This window comes from Streptomyces sp. CS113, assembly GCF_002188365.1.
Lineage (GTDB): Bacteria > Actinomycetota > Actinomycetes > Streptomycetales > Streptomycetaceae > Streptomyces > Streptomyces tendae.
In genome coordinates this window covers 680,223-699,719 of sequence record NZ_KZ195574.1, presented here as the reverse complement: position 1 = coordinate 699,719, position 19,497 = coordinate 680,223, and the positions used below count along the sequence as shown (strand labels likewise).

The following is a 19,497-nucleotide window of genomic DNA, read 5'->3' as shown; positions in this document are numbered from 1 at the left end:
CCGGTCCGCACGTTTCTGGACCTGACCGCACCTGTCGACGCGTCGCGCCGGTCGCATACGATCACTTCCGATCAGCCTCGGAGGAGTTCCGTATGCCGTCCACCCGCCCCCGCCTCCTGTACGTCACCGACCTGGCCTATCAGGCGCGCGGACGGCGCTATTGCGACGAGGACATCCACCTGTCCTCGCGGCTGCGCGAGGAGTTCGACCTGGCCCTGTGCCATCCCCGGGACGCCGCCGCGCTGCTGGACGCCTTCGACGCGGTCGTCGTCCGCAACAGCGGGCCCGTGCAGGGGTACGAGGCGGCCTACGAGGCCTTCCGCGAGCGGGCGACCGAACGCGGGACGCGCGTCTACAACCAGCTCACCGGCCGGGCGGACATGGTCGGCAAGCAGTACCTGCTCGACCTCTCCGCCGCGGGCTTCCCGGTGATCCCCACCGTCGACCGCGCCGAGGACCTGCACCGGCTGCCCGACGCGGAGGAGTACGTCGTCAAGCCCAGGCGCGGCGCCGACTCGGCGGGCCTGCGGATCGTCCCCGCGGGCCGTGTGCCCGAGGTGCTGGCCGGTGCCGGGGACCTGCTCGTCCAGCCGCGCGTCGACTTCGCCTACGAGGTCTCCTTCTACTTCGTCGACCACGACTACCAGTACGCCCTCCACGCGCCGCACCCCGACCGCCGCTGGCAGCTGGAGCCGTACGACGCCACCGTGGCCGACCTCGACTTCGCCCGGCGGTTCATCGAATGGAACGGCGTGGACCACGGAATCCAGCGCGTCGACGCCTGCCGCGCCCCGGGCGGCGAGCTGCTGCTGGTCGAGCTGGAGGACCTCAACCCCTACCTGTCCCTGGACGCCCTCGACGAGCCGGCCCGCGACGCCTTCGTCGCCGCCCTGCGCACGGCCCTGCGACGCCTGCTCGCCACCTGATCCGCCCCGGCGCCTAGCATGGCCGCCATGGACGTGTTCCTGGACCGGCTCGACCCGGACATGTGCGTCGTCACGGCCGCCGCGGACGGGGAGCGGGCCGGCTGCCTGGTCGGCTTCTCCTCGCAGTGCTCCATCCGGCCCGTGCGCTACGCCGTGTGGATCTCCGACGCCAACCGGACCTTCCGCGTCGCACGGTCCGCCGACGTCCTGGCGGTCCACCTGCTGGCCCGGGGCCAACGCGAGACCGCCGAGATCTTCGGCGGGCTGACCGGCGACGACGTCGACAAGTTCGACCGGGTCCGCTGGCGGGAGGGGTACGCGGGGGCCGCCGTACTGGCGGACGCCGAGGCGTGGTTCGTCGGGCGGGTCGTGGAGCGGATCGCGGGCGGCGACCACGTCGGTTTCGTCCTGGAGCCGGTCGAGTGGGGCGGGCGGGGGAAGACCTCCGCCGGGCCGCTGCTGCGGCTCGCCGACGCCCGCACCGTCCGGCCCGGACACCCCGTCGACTGACGCGCCCCCGCCGTCGGCACGGGTCAGCGCGTGGTGGCCCGCTCGGCCAGCGCCTCGGTGACGGCCCGTACGCTGCGCGCGATGTGCTGCAACTGGAGCACCTCCGCCGCGTACAGCTTGATGGTGTGCTCGATGGCCGCCTCGTGCAGGCCGAGCCGCGGCAGGTCCGCCCGGGCGGTCCGCAGCGCGGTGCGGGCCACCCGGATCTCGTGCTGGACCTGGATCTGCGCATGGCGGGCGAGCAGCACCGGGTGCCGGATGAGCGCCGGATAGCCGGCGTAGCGCGCCGGGACCAGCTCGCGCAGCCACCTGGTGGCCGAGCGTTCCCAGTCGTAGCTGCCGGGTGTCTTGACCTGGCAGGGCCAGTCCGGGCTGATGCGCGTGGTCGTCAGGGGCATGATCATCGCTTCCGGGTGTGCGGCGTCGACGGGGTGGGCGACGGGTGGGGGCGGCCCCGGTCCAGGGGACGACCGGGACCGCCGCGGGCGCTCGCGCAGGCGATGCCCGACCGGAACACCCGGTGCGCCGGAGCGGGTGGGAGTCGGCGGCCGAGGTGCTCGCGGCAGGTGCGGACGCGGTCCGGGGCGGCCGGGTCGCGATCCGTGAGCAGTATTTATATATGCCATCCGGTTTGCAAGACGTATGAAAACATTCATGTCTGCTGTGACGGGACGGCCCGTCCGCGCCGGCCGGTCGCCGGGCGGCTCAGTCCCGCAGGAAGAACTGGTGCTGCTCCGCGACCTGCTCGTACTCCTCCAGCCGCGCCTGCGTCCGCTCCGGATCGGCGTCGGTCATCGCCTGTAGCAGCGCCGCGCACATCACGCCCGGCGCCGCGTAGGAGTCGAAGACCAGCCGGGACCCCGTACCGGTGGCGAAGGTGACGTCGGCCTCGTCCACGAGGGGGCCGAGCGCCAGGTCGGTGATGAGCGCCACCTTCAGCCCGGCGCCGCGGGCCACGCGCACCGCGCCCAGGGTCTCCTGGGCGTGCCGGGGCATGGAGAAGGCCAGCACCCAGGTGCCGCCCGCCTCCCGGGACTGGAGCAGGGCGTCGTAGGCGACCGTGCCGCCCCGGGTCACCAGGCGCACGTCGGGGTGGACCCGGCGGGCCGCGTAGGCGAAGTACTCGGCGAGCGAGACGGAGATGCGCGGCCCGAGCACGGTCAGCGGCACCGAGGCGGCCAGCTTGCGGCCCACGTCGATCACCCGGTCCGCGTCGGCGAAGTCGCGCCGCAGGTTCTCCAGGTTCTCGATCTCGGCGTCCACCGCCGCCTGCAACTCGTTGCCCCGGTACTCCTCGGCCGCGGGCCCGCCCCGGCCGCCCAGCGCGATCGCCTGGAGTTGCTCCCGCAACGCCGGGTAGCCGCTGAAGCCGACCGCCGAGGCGAACCGCGTCACGGACGGCTGACTCACACCCACCCGGTCGGCCAGGTCGGTGATCGACAGGAACGCCGCCTCGGTGAGGTGCTCGATGAGGTACTGCGCGATGCGCCGCTGTCCCGGGGAGAGCCGGGGCCGGTCGAAGAGCGTCCGGAGCCGGGAGGTGGGGGAGATCTCCGACTGCGGGGCGGCCCGCCCCGAGGTGATCGCCGACGCCTGTGCGCGTGCCTGCTGCGGCGATGGCACGGGTGCGCCTCCCTTGTCTCCCATGTCTCCCACGACGGTCAACATAGCCCAACCGCTGCGCCCGGCAGCCGGGGCCGCCGGGACGCCACGGGCTCGGCATCCGCCGGAAAGGGGCATGGCGGTGGCCGGGTCGGAGCCGGCATGTCCCCTCCCCAGGGGAGCGGGACCGCACCCCGCCGGGGCCCCGGACGGGGCGCTCACCGCCGCCCCGCAGGGCGCCGCGCCGCATCACCCCGGACGGGACCGCATTACCCCCGACGGGGCCGCATCACCCCGGACGGGGATAGCACCGCGTCGCCCGGGAACCCGCCGTCACGGAAGGACCCGCAGACACGGACGAGGAGCCGACGTCATGACCGTCCCGGAAGAGAACCGGCCGAAGACCGACACCACCGACGACGTTCTCGGTCGGCGCCGGCGCGAGCGTGAGCAGGACGAGCCCCGTCCGCCCGGCGGCACCGGCCGTACCCTGCGCGAGGCCCTCGAAGAGGCGCACGTCCGCCCCGACGACTTCGACGAGGAGTGACCGCGTCACCCAGGGGCTGAGGACGCGGATCCCCGCACGTCCGGCACCGCCCGAGCCGGTACCACCAGGTCGGCCAGGTGCCGGGTCGCGGCCACCAGGTCGGCGTTGCGCCGGTCGGGACCGAGTGCCCACGCGGCCGCGTCCGCGGCGGACTTGCCGAAACGCTCGTGCCGCGCCACGAGCCGCCTGACACGCTCCGACTCCTCCAAAGCGCAGAACCACACCTCGTCGAGCCGGGCCCGCACCCGCGCCCAGGCACCGCACTCCAGCAGCAGGTAGTTGCCCTCCGTCACCACCAGCCGGGCGGAGGGCGGCACCGGCACGGCCCCGGCGACGGGCTGTTCCAGCACCCGCTCGAAGCCGGGCGCGTAGACGACGTCTCCGTCCTCCTCCGCGCGCAGCCGGTCGAGCAGCGCCGCGTACCCCGCCGCGTCGAAGGTGTCCGGCGCGCCCTTGCGGTCCCGGCGGCCCAGCCGGTCCAGCTCCACGTCGGCGAGGTGGAAGCCGTCCATCGGCACGTGCGCCACCCACGGCGCACCCGTGCCGTTCAGCTCCCGCACCAGATGCCCGGCCAGCGTCGACTTCCCGGCACCGGGGCTGCCCGCGATGCCCAGGATCGCGCGCCGCCCGCCCCGGGGCAGCCGGCGGGCACGGGCGAGCAGGTCCTCGAAGGTCAGCGACACACCGCACAGTGTGTCACCTGATCGGAGCCGCCCCGGCGGGGAACTGTGGGGGTATGACGACGCAGCTCGGACTTCCCGACGACATCCAGGCCTGCCTCTTCGACCTCGACGGGGTCGTCACCAGGACGGCGGTGGTGCACGCCGCCGCCTGGAAGGAGACGTTCGACGCCTTCCTGCGCGAGCGGGACGGCGCCGGCTTCCGCCCCTTCACCGACTCCGACTACGACCAGTACGTCGACGGCCGCCCCCGCGCCGACGGCGTCCGCTCCTTCCTCGCCTCCCGCGGCGTCGAGCTGCCCGAGGGAACCCCCGACGACCCTCCGGACGCGCAAACCGTCAACGGCGTCGGCAACCGCAAGAACGAACTCCTCCTGGAGAAGATCCGCACCGACGGCGTGGAGCCCTACGAGGGCACCCTGCGCTACATCGACGCCGTCCGCGCCGCCGGTCTGGCCACCGCGATCGTCTCCTCCAGCGCCAACACCCGGGACGTACTGCACTCCATCGACGCCGAGCGCCTGTTCGACGTGCGGATCGACGGCGTCGTGGCCCGGGAGCGGAAACTGCCCGGCAAACCACATCCGGACACCTTCCTGGCCGCCGCCCGCGACCTCGGCGTCGAACCGTCCCGCGCCGCCGTCTTCGAGGACGCGCTGGCCGGCATGGACGCGGGCCGCTCCGGACACTTCGGCTACGTCGTCGGCGTCGACCGCGTCGGCCAGACCGACGCCCTCTACGCCCACGGCGCCGACCGCGTCGTCAAGGACCTCGCCGAACTGGGGGGCCACGCGTGATCACCAACCGGACGTACACCGTGGAGCCCTGGCGGGTGCGCGAGACCGCCCTCAACCTCGACCTCCTCGCCCAGAGCGAGTCCGTCTTCGCCCTGTCCAACGGCCACGTCGGCTGGCGCGGCAACCTCGACGAGGGCGAACCGCACGGCCTGCCCGGCAGCTACCTCAACGGCGTCTACGAACTCCACCCGCTGCCCTACGCCGAGGCGGGCTACGGCTACCCGGAGTCCGGCCAGACCGTCATCAACGTCACCAACGGCAAGCTGCTGCGGCTGCTGGTCGACGACGAGCCCTTCGACCTGCGCTACGGACGGCTCGGCAAGCACGAACGCACCCTGGACCTCAGGCGCGGCGTGCTGGAGCGCAGCTGCGAGTGGACCTCCCCGGCCGGTACGACCGTCCGGGTGCGCTCCACCCGCCTGGTCTCCCTCACCCAGCGCGCCATCGCCGCAGTGGAGTACGAGGTCGAGCCCGTCGACGACCGCACCCGGATCGTCATCCAGTCCGAACTCGTCGCCAACGAGAGCCTGCCCGGCGCCGACGGCGACCCCCGGGCGGCCCAGGCGCTCCAGTCCCCGCTGGAGCCCGAGGAGGACCTGGCCATCGGCTCCCGGCTGCGGCTGGTCCACCGCACCCGGCGCAGCGGCCTCAGGGTCGCCGTGGCCGCCGACCACGTCGTCGACGCGCCCGGGGAGATCACCACCAGCAGCGAGAGCAACACGGACGTGTCCCGCCTGACCATCACCTCCGTCCTCGACCCGGGGCAGCGGCTGCGGGTGCAGAAGACCGTCGCCCACGGGTGGTCGGGCGCCCGCTCCAGGCCCGCGATGAGCGACCAGGTCGAGGCCGCGCTGGCCGCCGCCGCCCACGGCGGCTGGGACGGCCTCGTACGCGAACAGCGGGAGTACCTCGACGACTTCTGGGCCCGCGCGGACGTCGAGGTGCACGGCGACGAGGAGATCCAGCAGGCCGTCCGCTTCGCCCTGTTCCACGTGCTGCAAGCGGGTGCCCGCGCCGAGCAGCGCGCGATTCCGGCCAAGGGACTGACCGGCTCCGGATACGACGGCCACGCCTTCTGGGACACCGAGATGTTCGTGCTGCCCCTCCTCACCTACACCGCGCCCAAGGCGGTCGCCGAGGCGCTGCGCTGGCGGCAGGCCACCCTGCCCGCCGCCCGCGACCGCGCCGCCCAGCTCGGGCTGCGCGGCGCCGCCTTCCCGTGGCGGACCATCGACGGCTCGGAGGGCTCCGCGTACTGGCCGGCCGGCACCGCGGCCTTCCACGTGGCCGCCGACATCGCGCACGCCGCGGTGCGCTACACGGCGGCGACCGGCGACCTCGACTTCGAACGCGAGACCGCCCTGGAACTCCTGGTGGAGACGGCCAGGCTGTGGCGCTCGCTGGGCCACCACGACCCGCACGGCGTCTTCCACATCGACGGCATCACGGGACCGGACGAGTACAGCGCCGTCGTCGACGACAACACGTACACCAACCTCATGGCGCGCGCCAACCTGCTCGCCGCGGCCGACGTGTGCGAACGCCACCCGGAGGAGGCGACCCGGCTCGGCGTCGACGAGGAGGAGAGCGCCGCCTGGCGGGACGCGGCCGAGGCCGTGCACATCCCCTACAACGACGAGATCGGCGTCCACGAGCAGCACGCCGGCTTCACCCGCCACCAGCGCTGGGACTTCGCGAACACCGGCGCCGACCAGTACCCGCTGATGCTGCACTTCCCGTACTTCGACGTCTACCGCAAGCAGGTCGTCAAGCAGTCCGACCTGGTGCTCGCCATGTACACCTGCGGCAGCTGGTTCGACGCCCACTGCGACGAGGACCAGATGGCCGCGAACTTCGCCTACTACGAGCCGCTGACCGTGCGGGACTCCTCCCTGTCCGCCTGCTGCCAGGCCGTCGTCGCCGCCCAGACGGGCCACCTGCGCCTGGCCTACGACTACGCCACCGAGGCCGCCCTGATGGACCTGGCGGACCTGGAGCACAACACCCGCGACGGACTGCACATCGCCTCGCTGGCCGGCACGTGGATGGCGCTGGTCGCCGGATTCGGCGGCACCCGCCGGGACGGCGACAGCCTGCGCTTCACCCCACGGCTGCCCGAGAAGTTCAGCCGGCTCGCCTTCCGGCTCCAGTTCCGCGGCCGGTGCCTCCAGGTGGAGATCGGCCCCGACCGGGCCTCGTACTCGCTGCTGGCCGGGCCGCCCCTGACGATCCATCACCACGGAACCGAGGTGCACGTGGACGGGGACGAGCCCGTCACGCTCGGCGTCTCCGCGCCGAAGTGGCGGCCGACGCCCGAACAGCCGCCGCACCGCCGCCCGGGCGTCACCGAACGGCCGGTCCCCGGCGACGGATGAGAAGCGACTGGCCGAGATCCGCCCTGCGGATCAGGGGCAAGCGGGTTAGTTTGACCATGTTTTCCCGGACACCGCACTCCCGCGGATCCCGGGCTCCAGCCACCGGCGGCAGGAGGTGAGCGACGAGCGGCCCCGCGACGCGCGGGGGTGAGGGGTGCACGATGGCCGACGGCGCGAACGCCATCCTCGTCGGCGGACGCGGACGCGGAGGCGGACCCGGCGGCGGGACGGCAGGGACGTCCGGCACCCGCGGGCGGCTGCGCGGCGAGGCGCCGGTCCTGGCGGTGGCCGGCCTCTTCACCCTGTCCCAACTGGTCTTCGTGCACCCCACGATGGGCCTCGGCTGGGACGAGATCGTGTACGTCAGCCAGGTCACCACCCACCACCCGGCCGCCTTCTTCAGCGCGCCCCGCTCCCGCGGTGTCCCCCTGCTGGCGGCACCCGTCGCCTCCTGGTCGGACTCCACCGGACTCCTGCGCGGCTACCTCGCCCTCCTCTCGGGCCTGGGCCTGTACCTCGCCCTGCGCGCCTGGAAGGGCCTGTTCCCGGCCCGGGTCCTCGCCACGGCCGGCGCGTTCTTCGCCACCCTGTGGGTGACCCTCTTCTACGGCCCGCAGGCCATGCCCAACTACTGGGTCGCCATCGGCGCGCTCGTCACCGTGGGCTGCGCCCTGCGCGCCCTGCGGGCAGGCCGGGGGCACTCCGGGCGGGGCGCCCTGTGGGGGGTGGCGGCCGGAGCCGTGCTGATGGCGCTGATGCGGCCCACCGACGCGGTCTGGGTGGTCCTGCCCCTGCTCGCCGTCGTCCTGGCACGCCGCCACTGGCCGCTGCTGCTCGCCCTGGCGGGGGGCCTGGCGGCCGGCGGAGGGGAATGGGCGGTCGAGGCGTACGCCTGGTACGGGGGCCTAGGAGAGCGGCTCTCCCGGGCCTCCGAGATCCAGGGCGGCCTCGGCTGGAACATCGCCGTCGACGACCAGATGCGCAGCCTGGGCGGACGGGGACTGTGCCGTCCGTGCACCGGATCGATGCCGCATCCGGTCGTCACCCTGTGGTGGCTGCTCCTCCCGGTCGTCGCCGTCCTCGACGCGGTCGTCGCGGTCCGGGCCCGCCGCGCCACCGCGACGCTGCTCCCCCTCGCCTGCGCCGTCACGGCCGCGGCGCCGTACCTGTTCATGATCGGCTATGCGGCGCCCCGCTTCCTTCAGCCCGCCTACGCCCTGCTCGCCGTCCCGGTCGCCGACGCGCTGTGGCACCTGGTCAAGGCCGGCCGGGACCGGTGGCGGCCGGTGGCCGCGACACTGGTCGCGCTCGCGGTGGCCGGACACCTCGCGGTCCAGTTCTCGGTGCTCGTGGGCACCGTGCACCGCAACGTCGAGAGCCGCGAGGACTGGGCCCGCGTCGCCGGCGAACTGCACCGCCTCGGCGTCCGCCCGCCCTGCCTGGTCACCGGGCACGAGTCCATCCCGGTCGGCTACTACACGGGCTGCTCCTCCGGCGCCACCGGCGGCAACAACGAGAACACCACCCCCGCCGAGATCACGGACGCCGCCCGGCGCATCCCGGTCGCCGACCTCACCGGCCCCGGCGGCACCCCGCCCGGCTACGCCCGCGACTGGGCCCCGCACCGGGTCACCGACCTGGAGATCCGCGTCGCACCCCCGGGTTAGAGATCGCGTATCGGGAAACGCGAACCGGACAGCGAGACGACCGAGCCGACGCAGCGCGAGAGGGAGGCAGCGATGGGCACGGACCCGATGGCCGACGACGTCTACCAGCCCACCGGAACCAACGAGGAGCAGGAGGACGCCGCGCCCCTCGACCTCCAGGACGCCGTCGACGAGCGGACCTACGACGACACGCTCGACGAGGGCTACTCACCGCCGGAGAAGCCCCTCGGCGTGACCAAGCACGGCACCACGGCCGCCGAGCAGCACGACGGCGAGACCCTCGACGAACGGCTGGCCGAGGAGGTGCCGGACGTGTCGGTGCCCGACGGGGACGGCGTCGGCGACGCACCCGACGGCGAGGGCGAACCGGTCGACCCGGAGGCCGGCGGCGACCGGGCCGGCCGTCTGGTCGCCCCCGACGAGGGCGTACGCGCCGACACCACCAAGGAGACCGTCGCGCAGGACGTCGGCATCGACGGCGGAGCCGCGGGCGCCGAGGAGGCCGCGGTGCACGTGGTCGAGGACGACACGGAGCTGCCGGAATCCTAGGACGACGCCGGAAGCCCGGGACGACGCCGGAAGCCCAGGACGACGCCGGGAGCCCCGGCCGGGACGCCTTCGTCCGGCCGGGGCTCCCGGCGGTCAGGGCAGCAGCTTGTCGAGGGCCGAGGGGCCCTCCTCGGCCAGCTTGCGCCTGGCCCACTCCAGGTTCCGCGGGGTGACGTCCCGGCCGGCCGCCAGGACCAGGTCCTCCGGGGACACGTCCGTCCCGGTGCGGGCGTGGAGCAGGTCGTCCGGAGTGGCGCGGTCGTCGCCCGCGCGGTCTTCGGAGGGTCGGGAGGCGTCGGGCTGTGACGTCGACATGATCAGTGCTCCTCGGATCCGGATCGCTGCTTCGGTGCCGTGCTGTTGTCGGTCCCGAATATCCCGATAACACCATTCAATGCGGAACCGGCCCGCGCATCCGGAGCGCCGGCGCGGAGGGAGTGAGCACCAGCATCGTCACGTCGTCCTGCACGTCCGGGCAGAAGCGCGCGAGGTCCGCCCAGACCAGGTCGGGGAGCGCGGCCGAATCCGCCCCCGCGAAGGTGCGCAGCCGCTCCGCCAGCGGATAGAACGCGCCGTCCGCGCCCCTCGCCTCGACCACGCCGTCCGAGGCCAGGAAGAGCCGGTCGCCGGGGCGCAGCGACACCGTGCACGCCTCGATCGAACCGGCGTCCGCGAGGCCGAGCCCCAGCGGCGTCCACGGCGAGACCTCCAGCTCCGCCGCGTCCGTGCCCCGCAGCAGCAGGGGCGGCGGGTTGCCGCACACGACGACGCGCACCTCGCGGGCGTCGGCGGAGAACTCCAGCAGCGCCGCCGTCGCGAACAGCTCGGCGCGCCGCGCGTCCGCCGAGTCCACCAGCAGCCTGCGGTCGAGGCGCCCCGCCACCGCCGCCAGGTCCGGCTGGTCGAGCACCGCCTCCCGGAACGCCCCCAGCAGCGAGGCGACCGTCGACACCGCCGACAGGCCGTGCCCCTGCACGTCGCCCATCACCGCCCGTACGCCGAAGGGGCCCTCCCGCACGTCGAAGAAGTCGCCCCCGACCAGGGTGCCGCGCTGTGCCGCCCGGTACAGCCCCGCACACCGCACCGCCCCCACCCGCTCGGGCAGCGGCGGCACGACGGCGTGCTGGGCGGCCTCCGCCACCGTGCGCTCCAGCCCCAGCTGGGCGTCGCGGCGACTGCGCACGAAGGACACGAAGACGCTGAGCACGGCGACGAAGACGATGGTCAGCAGGTCGGCGTCGCCCGGCCGGTCGAGATGCAGGGCCGGGATGTGCAGCAGCGCGATCACCACACCGCCCAGCACGGCGGTCGCCAGCGGGCCGTAGGACAGTACGGCGAGCGGCGGGATGGCGCCCAGCAGGAACCCGATCTCCAGGGGCTCGTCGCTGAGCAGGGTGGCCGCACAGATCGCCGCGACGAGGGCCGGCGGCAGTACGCGCACCCAGCGGGGCGGCGGCGCCCCGCTCAGCCAGCTCCGCCGGTCCTCGCCCCGGCGCGGCGGGGCGGACACCTTTCGCACACCCCTACGCTCCTACGCCGCCGGGCCGCCCGCACGTGGAGGGCGGCCCGGCGGCCCTTCCCGGACGGGTCTAGAAGGCACCGAGTGTCAGCCGGAAGCCGGTGGGCGCCGTGTCCTGGATGTAGGAGGCGAAGTCCGCCACGTCGTCGAAGGCGAAGCCGTACGCCCTGCCGTCCTCGGTGGCCGCGTGCACCGCCTTCGCGTAGTGGTTGGTCAGCGCGGTGCCGTAGAACGCCGCCGGGTCGGTCGTGGGCTGGCCTGCCGAGGAGACCAGCGTGGAGCGGTTGAACCCGGCGCCGAGGACCGCGGCGACCGGACCGGTCGTGCCGTCGTTGGGGGCGGCGAGGTTGCCGTCGCAGAAGAGGACGTCCCGGGTGGACGGCTTGGCGAAGGACACCTGGGCGGGCCCGTCGAACGTCAGCCGGTCCCCGCGCACCCGGCCGGTGAAGGTGCCGGCGTTGGTGGTGATCCTGAGGTCCTTGCCGGTGTAGGTGCTCCACACCTCGTCGATGTACGGCGCGAGGTAGTCCTTGGGAAACAGACCGGCGTCCAGGCCGTGGCCGGGCGCGATCACCCGGGTGTCGTCCACGACCAGCGGCGCGAACTCCTCGATCCCGCGCACCGCGTCGAAGACGGCCGACCGGCCGCCCGGACGAAGGGTGCCGGTGGTCTGGTCCCGGGCGCCGGTCAGCCGGATGGCGAGCGGCACGCTGAACATGTCGACCATGGTGGTGTTGCAGAACATTCCGGCGGAGTTGTAGGTGAACTCCGCGCAGTCGTGCAGCACCCCGTAGTTCGGATCGGACTCCACCCAGCCCGCCGGGTACTGAAGCGCGGCGTTTCCCGCGCCGTCCTCGACGACCTTGAACTTCAGCTTCTCGCCCAGGGACACGTAGATCCGGCCGGAGAGGTGGGGCAGGTTCAGCCTGGTCTCGCCGCCGCCGGCGAGGCCGATCGCGTAGTCGGTCCAGCCGTCGGCGCCGTTGTCGGAGAGGGCCACGGGGGAGACGGTGCCCTCGGGTGTGACCCGCACCTGGCGGCCGTCCACGTTGCCGACGATGTAGACGTGCACGTCGGCGTTGCCGAAGGTACCGGTGCCGTTGACGATCGTCAGCGGCAGGCCGCCGGCGGCCTTCGCCTCGGGTGCCGCGTCGTCCGCGCCGGCCTCCGCCAGGGCGTGCGGCGCCACGGCGGCGGCGACGGGGGCGGCCACGACCATGCCGCCGAGGGCGACGAGGAGCTTGCGGCGGGCGAGCGGACGCTGGTGACGAGGAGTCATGTGGGGGATCTCCAGAGTGATCGGGGCAGGACGGTGCGAGAGGTCTGAGAGCGCTCTCACCGCGTGGGCCGATGCTATGCAGCGCCGGCGGTCCGGCCAACCTCCGGCATTCGGCACCAAACCCGTTCTCCCAGTTGGGAGTTGGGGCGAACCGGCCGCGCGGAGGAACGCTTAACCGCTGTTTAAGGACTGTTTAATCCGGGCCCGAAAACCGGTGGCGGGAATCCCCGGGCGTCTCGTAGTGTGTGGCCGACGCCTTGAGACCGACGGAAGGAGGGCAGAGCCGTGCAGTTCACCTCGTTTTCGCGCTCCCTCCCCGTTGTCCCGGCGTACCTCGACTGACCGGGAGCGCACCACACGTCCTTCTCCCGGAGGAATCCGTGACCGATCTGGTCATCCGCGCGCTCGACGCGAGCGACGCCCATCTCTTCGACACCCTGCCCGACCCGCTGGACGCCCGTGAGGGCCACCGGCGCACCCGCCACCGCCCCGACTGGAAGCGGGTCGCCCTGCGCGACGGCATCGTGGTCGCCCGAGCCGCCTGGTGGGGCGGCCCCGACGACACCGAACCCGTCACCGTCAACTGGTTCGACGTGGCCGAGGGTGAGGAGGACGCCGGAGCCGAACTCCTGCGCACCGCGCCCTGGCAGGTCGAACTCGAGCTGAACCCGCCCGGCACCTGGCGCGAGGACGCCGCCGTGCGCACCGCCACCGAGGCGCGCTACGCCGCCGCGCGGGCGGCCGGGTACGAACTCCTCGTCGAACGCTTCCTGTACCGGTGGACCCCCGAGTGCGGGCTCCCCGAGCGGCCCGGCCGGCTCGACTTCCGCCCAGAGGCCGACGACGCGGTGTTCTTCGACGCCCTGCGCCGCATCCACTCCGCCACTCTCGACGTCCACGCGCTGATGGACATCGCGGAGGGCGGGCTCGACCGGGCCGCACAGGCGGAGCTCGACTTCTTCCACTGGTGCCCGTCGCCGCGGGAGTGGTGGCAGCTGGCGTACACCCCGCAGGGCGAACTCGCGGGCATGCACATCCCCGCGCACAACCCGTCCGGCCCGTGCGTCGGCTTCATCGGCGTCCTGCCGGAACACCGCGGGCGCGGCTACGCCTTCGACCTGCTGGCCGAGTGCACCCACTTCCTGGCCGAGCGGGGCGCCGAGTTCGTCTCCGCCGCGACGGACCGGGGCAACCACCCCATGGCCGCCAACTTCGCCAAGGCCGGCTACCCGGTCGTGCGGGAGAGGATCAACTTCCGCCCCGCGCAAGCCGCGCGCTGACCGGATCGGACGACCGGGCCGGACGACCGGACCGGACGACCGGACCGGACGACCGGGCCGGGGCGACCCGGCCCGGTGCCGGCGGCGAGTGGCATGCTGAGCCCGCAGGGTGATCACGACGCGGGCGCGGCGGAGGCGGCATGGGGTTCGAGGGCGAGACCTGGCACGTGCGCGGGGTGCCGGACACCGGGGGACAGGAGGGAACCGGCGCGGAGATCGGGGAGATCCTGATCGAGGACGCCGACTTCCCCTGGCTGTCGGGGCGCTTCAGGGCCGGGCCCGCCTACGGCGCCGTACGGGACCTGTTCGCCCGCGAACTCGCCCTCGTCGAACGGGACGGCGCCGAGCACCGGGCCGCGTGGGAGGCGGTCAGCGCCGAGATCGAACGCCGGGTGCGGCTGGTGTCACCCGACGGCCCGGTCGCCGAGTTCCTGCTGCACATCGAGGGCGACCGGGCCTGGTTCCGGTGGAGCGACGAACCCTTCGAGCAGGAGCAGGAGCAGGGGGAGGCGGCGGCGGAGGGGGCTGACGGCTGAGCGGGGTCACCTCCCGTCGGTCAGCAGGGCCTCGGCCTCGGCGAGGATCTCGGTGACGCGCAGTCCGAACGCGGCGTCGCACGGATGCGGCCGTCCGCCTTCCGCGGCGGCGAGCAGCGCGTCCGCGGCCCGCCGCAGTGCGGGCACCGGACCCTCCGTCGTCTCCGGGAGCAGCGTCACCCCGGCCCGGCCGCGCAGCTCCACCGTGGCGCCCGCCGCGGCGGGCGGCGCCGTCAGGCTGAGCGTGAGCGTGCTGGACGCCCCGCCCGTGTGGTCGAGGACCAGGTGGACGGTGTCTCCGGGCCCCGGTGCGGCCGCCGTCACGCGCCGGGCGTCACCCAGGACCGGCAGCAGCACGGACAGGGCATGCGGCCCCACGTCCCACAGTGCGCCCTTCTCCCGCCGCCACGGCGAGGCGGCGAACGGGCTGTCGCCGCCTCCGTCCCCGTCCCCGAACAAGGCACCCAGCCACTGGGCCTGTGCCGTGAACCAGCCGTCCCCGGCGGCCTGCCGGGTGATCCACGCCTCGGTCTCGGGCTGGAACCGGGTGGTGAAGAAGACCACCGAGGCGACACCGGCCGCCCGTACCGCGTCCACCACGGCCCGCCCCTGCGCCACCGTCGCCGCGAGCGGCTTGTCGAGCAGCAGATGGCACCCGGCCCGCGCCGCGCGCACGGCCAACTCGGCCTGCACGGCCGGAGGCAGCGCGACGGCGACGGCCTCCACGTCGGCCAGCAGGGCATCGACGTCGTCGTAGGCCCGGGTGCCGTGCCGCTCCGCCACTTCCTTGGCGGCGTCCGGGCGGCGGCCCCACACGCCCACGAAGTCCAGGTCGTCGTGCCCGGCCAGGGCGGGGGCGTGTGCCATGTCCGCCCAGGGGCCGGTGCCGAGCAGTCCGATGCGCATCCCGTCGCCTCTCCACGGTGCCGGCCCGCGGACGGGCCCGCCGACGATCCTCCATGACGCCGGCGTGCGACACCCCGGCCGCCGTCGAGCGTGCCACACCGGCGGGCCGTGCGGACAGGGCGGCGGGCGTGAGCGGCCGGGAGGCCGGTGCGTCCGGCAGCGGGGACGGCGGAACGCGGGGGAGGACGTGCCGGACCCCACCGCGGCGGCCCGTCCCGTACGAGACCGGTGATATTGCCGATCCCCCCGCCCGTCCCGCCGCTCGACAGTGGCAGCGCCAACCCACCGGCGAGGCCCGCCCGGCGGATGTCCCGGGACGCGACCCCACGCGTTCCGGGCCGTGTGCGATCACCGGCCGGCCGCTCGCCACGACCGAGAGGACCATCCCTCGTGCAGCAGAACCCCCACCCCCACGCCGCCCCCGGCGCCTCACGCCCCGCCTTCCGCGGCGTCCGGCGGCGCCTCGCCGGCGTGACGGCCGCCGTGGCCGCGGTCGTCGCGCTCGGCACCCTCACCGGCCCGGGCGCCCATGCCGCCGACAACCCGTACGAGCGCGGTCCGGCGCCCACCGAGTCGAGCATCGAGGCGCTGCGCGGCCCCTACTCCGTGGCCGACACCAGCGTCTCCTCCCTCGCGGTCACCGGCTTCGGCGGCGGCACCATCTACTACCCGACCAGCACGAGCGACGGCACCTTCGGCGCCGTAGCGATCGCGCCCGGCTTCACGGCGTACCAGTCCTCCATGGCCTGGCTCGGACCGCGGCTGGCCTCCCAGGGCTTCGTCGTGTTCACCATCGACACCAACACCACGCTGGACCAGCCCGACTCACGCGGCCGGCAACTGCTGGCCGCCCTGGACTATCTCACCGAGCGCAGCTCCGTCCGCGGCCGGATCGACAGCAGCCGCCTCGGGGTCATGGGCCACTCCATGGGCGGCGGCGGCACCCTGGAGGCCGCCAAGTCCCGGCCGTCGCTCCAGGCGGCGATCCCCCTCACCCCCTGGAACCTGGACAAGAGCTGGCCCGAGGTCAGCACCCCGACGCTGGTCGTGGGGGCCGACGGCGACACGATCGCCCCCGTCGCCTCGCACGCCGAGCCGTTCTACTCCGGCCTGCCCTCCGCGACCGACCGGGCCTACCTGGAGCTGAACGGCGCGACCCACTTCTCGCCCAACACGTCCAACACGACGATCGCGAAGTACAGCGTGTCCTGGCACAAGCGGTTCATCGACAACGACACCCGCTACGAGCAGTTCCTGTGCCCGCTGCCCCGGCCGAGCCTGACGATCGAGGAGTACCGGGGCAACTGCCCGCACGGTTCCTGACCCCGGACCGCTGTGCCGGCGCACGACCGGGACCGGAGCCCCTTGGGCGCCGGCACAGTGCCCCTGCCGCCCGCCCGAGTGTCCCGCCGCAGGTGACGGCGCGGATGCCCGGGCGGGCGCGGGCGGATCGCTGCCTTCCGCCTCCGGTTACGCGCGCGTAACCTCCCGCAGATGACCGGAGAGACGACCGTACGTACGGCCGTGCGTTTCCACGGCCGGAGCACTCAACGCGAGGCGCTGCGCGCGCTCCTGGACGGGCTGCCCCACCACGGCGGCCACCTCCTCGTGGCCGGCGAACCCGGGCTCGGCCGCACCACTCTGCTCCGGTGGGCCGCCCGCTCCTTCCGGGCCGGTCCCGTGCTCCACCTCGGTCCCGACCCGGGCGCGCACGTCACCGTGGGGCACCTGCTCGACACCCTGCGGACGGCGTCCGCCGCGGCGCCCGTGCTGGTGTGTGCGGACGACGCCCACCTGTGGGACGCGCCGGCCCGGACCGCGCTCGGCCGCGCGGTGCGGCGCCTGAGCACCGCCGACCGGGTCGGCCTGCTGCTCTCCGTCGCCTCGGACCGCCCCGTCCCCCCGGAGTTCGCCCGGCTGCCCGTCGTCCACCTGGACCCGCTGACCCCGCCCGGAGCCGCCGCCCTGCTCGACGACGCGACCGACGGCGCCGCCGCCCCGGCCGTTCGCGAGCAACTGCTGGCCGAGGCCGAGGGGAACCCGGCCCTCCTCGTCGCCCTCGTGCGCCGGCTCTCACCCGCCGAGCTGCGCGGACACCGGCCGCTGCCCCGTCCGCTGGCCGACGCGGCGGCCCTCGCCGAGGTCGCGGGCGGCGCGCCGAGCGGCCTGTCCGCCCACGCACGGGACCTGCTGCTGACGGTGGCGGCGGCCGGACAGGGCACGGACGGCACGGACGCCGACGCCGGACTGGTCCAGGACGCCCTGCGGCGCCTGCGGCCGGAGCCGGGACCCGGCGCCGGTGCGGAACCGGTGCCCGACCACCTGGTCCTGGCCGGCGACCGGTTCCGCTTCCGCAGCCCGCTGGTCCGCCGTACGGTGCACGCCACCGCCACCTCCGAACGGCGCCGCGCCGTGCACCGGGCGCTGGCCGAAGTACTGGAGGGCGGTGGGCACCGGCTCACCGGTCTGCTGCACCGCTCGTGGTCCCTGGGCGGCCCGGAGCCCGCCCCCGCGGCGGCGGACCGGCTCGTCGCGGTGGCGGACCGGCTCGCCGCGGTGGCGGCCGACGGCGCGGTGCCCGCTTCGCACGGGCTGCGCGCGACCGCGTACGCCCGTGCCGCCGAGCTGACGGCCGACGGCGCGCGACGGGCCGAGCGGTACACCGCCGCGGCCGAGCAGGCCCTGCTCGCCGGGTGCCCCGAACGGGCCCGCCCCCTGCTCGCCGCGGCCCGTGACCGCGCCGCACCCGCCGCCGTGCGCGGGCGGGCCGAGCTGGTGCGCGGCGTCACGGAACTGAGGGACGGCCCGGTCGGCGACGCCCACCAGTCCCTGCTGCTGGCCGCGTCCCTGCTCGCCGCGGACGCGCCCGCCGACGCCGCGGCCGCCGCGCTGGCCGCCGCCGACGCGGCCTGGGCGGCGGGCGACCTGCCGGCGTGCCTGGCCACGCTCGCCCCCGAACCGCCGCACCGGGCGGAGGGACCGGCACCCGGGAGCGACGGGCCCGCCGGCGCCCGCAGCGCCGTGGCGCACCCCGCCGCCGTCGTGCACGACCACCGCGTCGGCATGCGGGCGCTGCTCGAAGGACGGCTCGACCGGGCCGGGGCGCCGCTCGGGCAGGTGGTCGAGCGGGGCAGGACCGAGGACCGGCCGGAGGCACTGCTGCGCTCGGCGGCGGCCGCGCTGCTGCTCGGGGACGTGGACGCCGCCCGCAGGGGCGGGGCCCGGGCCCTGGCCGCCGCCCGGCAGCTCGGGTCGGACACGCTGGTCCCGCAGGCGCTGGAGTACCTCGCCTACGCCGAACTGCGCGCCGGCCGGCACCCACAGGCCCGTACCCACGCGGAGGAGGGGCTGCGCACCGCGCTGCGGACCGGGCAGCGCAACACGGCGGCCCACCACCGGGCGGTGCTGGCGCTCGCCGCGTCGATCGAGGAGGAACCTGACGTCGTCGCCCGGCACGTCACGGCCGCGCTGGACACCGCCCGCCGGCACGGACTGGCACAGGCGGCCACCCTCGCCCAGTGGGCGGCGGCCCGCGCCGACCTCGGCCGGGGACGTCCCTTCGACGCCGCCGACCGGCTCGGGCTCCTGGTCCTCCCCGGGCCCGGGCGGGGCCACTTCGCGGTGTGGCGGCTGGCCGTGCCCTGCTTCGTGGAGGCCGCGGTGCTCGCCGGACGCCACGAGGACGCCCGCGCGGTCCTCACCGACTTCGCCGGCTGGGCGGCGTTCGGCGCCGACCCGCAGGCCGCGGCCCAGCTGGCCCGCTGCCACGCCCTCCTCGCCCCCGCGGAGCACGCCGACGCCCTCTACCGCAGCGCCCTCGACCGGCACGACGAGGCGGGCGGCGACTTCGAGCGGGCCCGCACCGCGCTGCTGTACGGCAAGTGGCTGCGCCGGCGCCGCAGACCGCGCGAGGCCCATGGGCGGCTCGGCACCGCGCTGGCCGGCTTCGAGCGCTGCGGAGCGGGGGTCTGGGCCGCACAGGCACGCGACGAACTGCGCGCCCTCGGGGCGGCCCCGCAGGGCACCGGTACCGGAACACCGGCCCGCCTCGGCCTCCTGACCCCGCAGCAACTGCGCATCGCGCGGCACGTCGCCGAGGGCGCCACCAACCGCGAGGCCGCGCTGGCCCTCGGCGTGAGCACCCGCACCGTCGACTACCACCTCCGCAAGGTCTTCGCCGCCCTCGGCGTACGGTCCCGGCTGGAGCTGGCCCGGATGGTGGGGGAGGCCGAGCAGGCCCACGAGGTCCAGGGGGCCCGAGAGGTCCGACGGGCCGGGCCGCAAGAAAAGACCGGTGCACAACACTAGGGACCGACCGGACGGT

Annotated in this window: 18 protein-coding genes; 11 read left to right on the top strand and 7 right to left on the bottom strand. The window is 74.8% G+C overall.

The genetic code is table 11. The annotated features are described in order from the left end of the window. The first annotated feature begins 92 nt into the window (after window positions 1–92). Window positions 93–926: an ATP-grasp domain-containing protein gene (locus tag B9W62_RS02875; RefSeq protein ID WP_087804871.1), complete on the top strand. Its 834-nt coding sequence runs from the start codon at window positions 93–95 to the stop codon at window positions 924–926. 18 nt (window positions 927–944) lie between these two features. Continuing rightward, window positions 945–1,436: a flavin reductase family protein gene (locus B9W62_RS02870; RefSeq protein ID WP_087804868.1), complete on the top strand. Its 492-nt coding sequence runs from the start codon at window positions 945–947 to the stop codon at window positions 1,434–1,436. Between the two features lie 23 nt (window positions 1,437–1,459). Here the strand turns inward: B9W62_RS02870 and B9W62_RS02865 are convergent, their stop codons facing one another. Continuing rightward, a complete protein-coding gene (locus B9W62_RS02865; RefSeq protein ID WP_179235317.1) occupies window positions 1,460–1,840 on the bottom strand; it encodes a hypothetical protein in 381 nt (126 codons plus the stop codon). Window positions 1,841–2,141: 301 nt separating this feature from the next. Beyond that, window positions 2,142–3,059 (bottom strand): MurR/RpiR family transcriptional regulator, encoded by a 918-nt coding sequence (locus B9W62_RS02860; RefSeq protein ID WP_179235316.1) that lies wholly within the window; start codon window positions 3,057–3,059, stop codon window positions 2,142–2,144. A gap of 352 nt (window positions 3,060–3,411) precedes the next feature. On the opposite strand from B9W62_RS02860, the gene B9W62_RS40075 reads away from it, so the two are divergent. Then, window positions 3,412–3,585, top strand: a complete 174-nt coding sequence (locus B9W62_RS40075) for a hypothetical protein (RefSeq protein ID WP_179235315.1) — start codon at window positions 3,412–3,414, stop codon at window positions 3,583–3,585. A 5-nt stretch (window positions 3,586–3,590) separates the two neighbouring features. On the opposite strand, the gene B9W62_RS02855 is transcribed toward B9W62_RS40075, so the two are convergent. Further along, entirely contained in the window at window positions 3,591–4,268 is a 678-nt protein-coding gene (locus tag B9W62_RS02855; RefSeq protein WP_179235314.1) for a nucleoside/nucleotide kinase family protein, read from the bottom strand. Window positions 4,269–4,321: 53 nt separating this feature from the next. On the opposite strand from B9W62_RS02855, the gene B9W62_RS02850 reads away from it, so the two are divergent. From B9W62_RS02850 to B9W62_RS02835, 4 genes are all read left to right on the top strand, one after another. Then, on the top strand, window positions 4,322–5,062 hold the full coding sequence (locus tag B9W62_RS02850) for a beta-phosphoglucomutase family hydrolase (RefSeq protein ID WP_087804865.1): 741 nt from the start codon (window positions 4,322–4,324) through the stop codon (window positions 5,060–5,062). After that, a complete protein-coding gene (locus B9W62_RS02845) occupies window positions 5,059–7,437 on the top strand; it encodes a glycoside hydrolase family 65 protein (protein ID WP_087804863.1) in 2,379 nt (792 codons plus the stop codon). Before B9W62_RS02850 ends, B9W62_RS02845 begins: the two co-directional genes overlap by 4 nt. A gap of 161 nt (window positions 7,438–7,598) precedes the next feature. Next, entirely contained in the window at window positions 7,599–9,104 is a 1,506-nt protein-coding gene (locus B9W62_RS02840) for a hypothetical protein (RefSeq protein ID WP_087804862.1), read from the top strand. Window positions 9,105–9,176: 72 nt separating this feature from the next. Next, the gene (locus B9W62_RS02835; RefSeq protein ID WP_087804860.1) at window positions 9,177–9,653 is read left to right on the top strand and encodes a DUF5709 domain-containing protein; all 477 of its coding nucleotides are present in this window, start codon (window positions 9,177–9,179) and stop codon (window positions 9,651–9,653) included. 93 nt (window positions 9,654–9,746) lie between these two features. On the opposite strand, the gene B9W62_RS02830 is transcribed toward B9W62_RS02835, so the two are convergent. The 3 genes from B9W62_RS02830 to B9W62_RS02820 form a co-directional block, all read right to left on the bottom strand. Next, window positions 9,747–9,968, bottom strand: coding sequence for a hypothetical protein (locus tag B9W62_RS02830; protein ID WP_087804858.1), 222 nt, complete (start codon window positions 9,966–9,968; stop codon window positions 9,747–9,749). 76 nt (window positions 9,969–10,044) lie between these two features. After that, window positions 10,045–11,172 (bottom strand): PP2C family protein-serine/threonine phosphatase, encoded by a 1,128-nt coding sequence (locus B9W62_RS02825; protein ID WP_087804856.1) that lies wholly within the window; start codon window positions 11,170–11,172, stop codon window positions 10,045–10,047. Window positions 11,173–11,242: 70 nt separating this feature from the next. Beyond that, the gene (locus B9W62_RS02820; protein WP_087804854.1) at window positions 11,243–12,451 is read right to left on the bottom strand and encodes a glycoside hydrolase family 64 protein; all 1,209 of its coding nucleotides are present in this window, start codon (window positions 12,449–12,451) and stop codon (window positions 11,243–11,245) included. A 380-nt stretch (window positions 12,452–12,831) separates the two neighbouring features. Here B9W62_RS02820 and B9W62_RS02815 point away from each other — a divergent pair, with 380 nt between their 5' ends. Then, a complete protein-coding gene (locus B9W62_RS02815) occupies window positions 12,832–13,731 on the top strand; it encodes a GNAT family N-acetyltransferase (protein ID WP_087804852.1) in 900 nt (299 codons plus the stop codon). A 140-nt stretch (window positions 13,732–13,871) separates the two neighbouring features. Next, window positions 13,872–14,267 (top strand): hypothetical protein, encoded by a 396-nt coding sequence (locus tag B9W62_RS02810; protein WP_087804850.1) that lies wholly within the window; start codon window positions 13,872–13,874, stop codon window positions 14,265–14,267. Window positions 14,268–14,273: 6 nt separating this feature from the next. Here the strand turns inward: B9W62_RS02810 and B9W62_RS02805 are convergent, their stop codons facing one another. After that, window positions 14,274–15,173 (bottom strand): Gfo/Idh/MocA family protein, encoded by a 900-nt coding sequence (locus tag B9W62_RS02805; protein WP_087804848.1) that lies wholly within the window; start codon window positions 15,171–15,173, stop codon window positions 14,274–14,276. A 390-nt stretch (window positions 15,174–15,563) separates the two neighbouring features. On the opposite strand from B9W62_RS02805, the gene B9W62_RS02800 reads away from it, so the two are divergent. Both B9W62_RS02800 and B9W62_RS02795 read left to right on the top strand, forming a co-directional pair. Further along, window positions 15,564–16,496: a bis(hydroxyethyl) terephthalate hydrolase gene (locus tag B9W62_RS02800; RefSeq protein WP_087804846.1), complete on the top strand. Its 933-nt coding sequence runs from the start codon at window positions 15,564–15,566 to the stop codon at window positions 16,494–16,496. 171 nt (window positions 16,497–16,667) lie between these two features. Then, on the top strand, window positions 16,668–19,481 hold the full coding sequence (locus tag B9W62_RS02795; protein WP_087804844.1) for a helix-turn-helix transcriptional regulator: 2,814 nt from the start codon (window positions 16,668–16,670) through the stop codon (window positions 19,479–19,481). The last annotated feature ends 16 nt before the right edge of the window (window positions 19,482–19,497 follow it).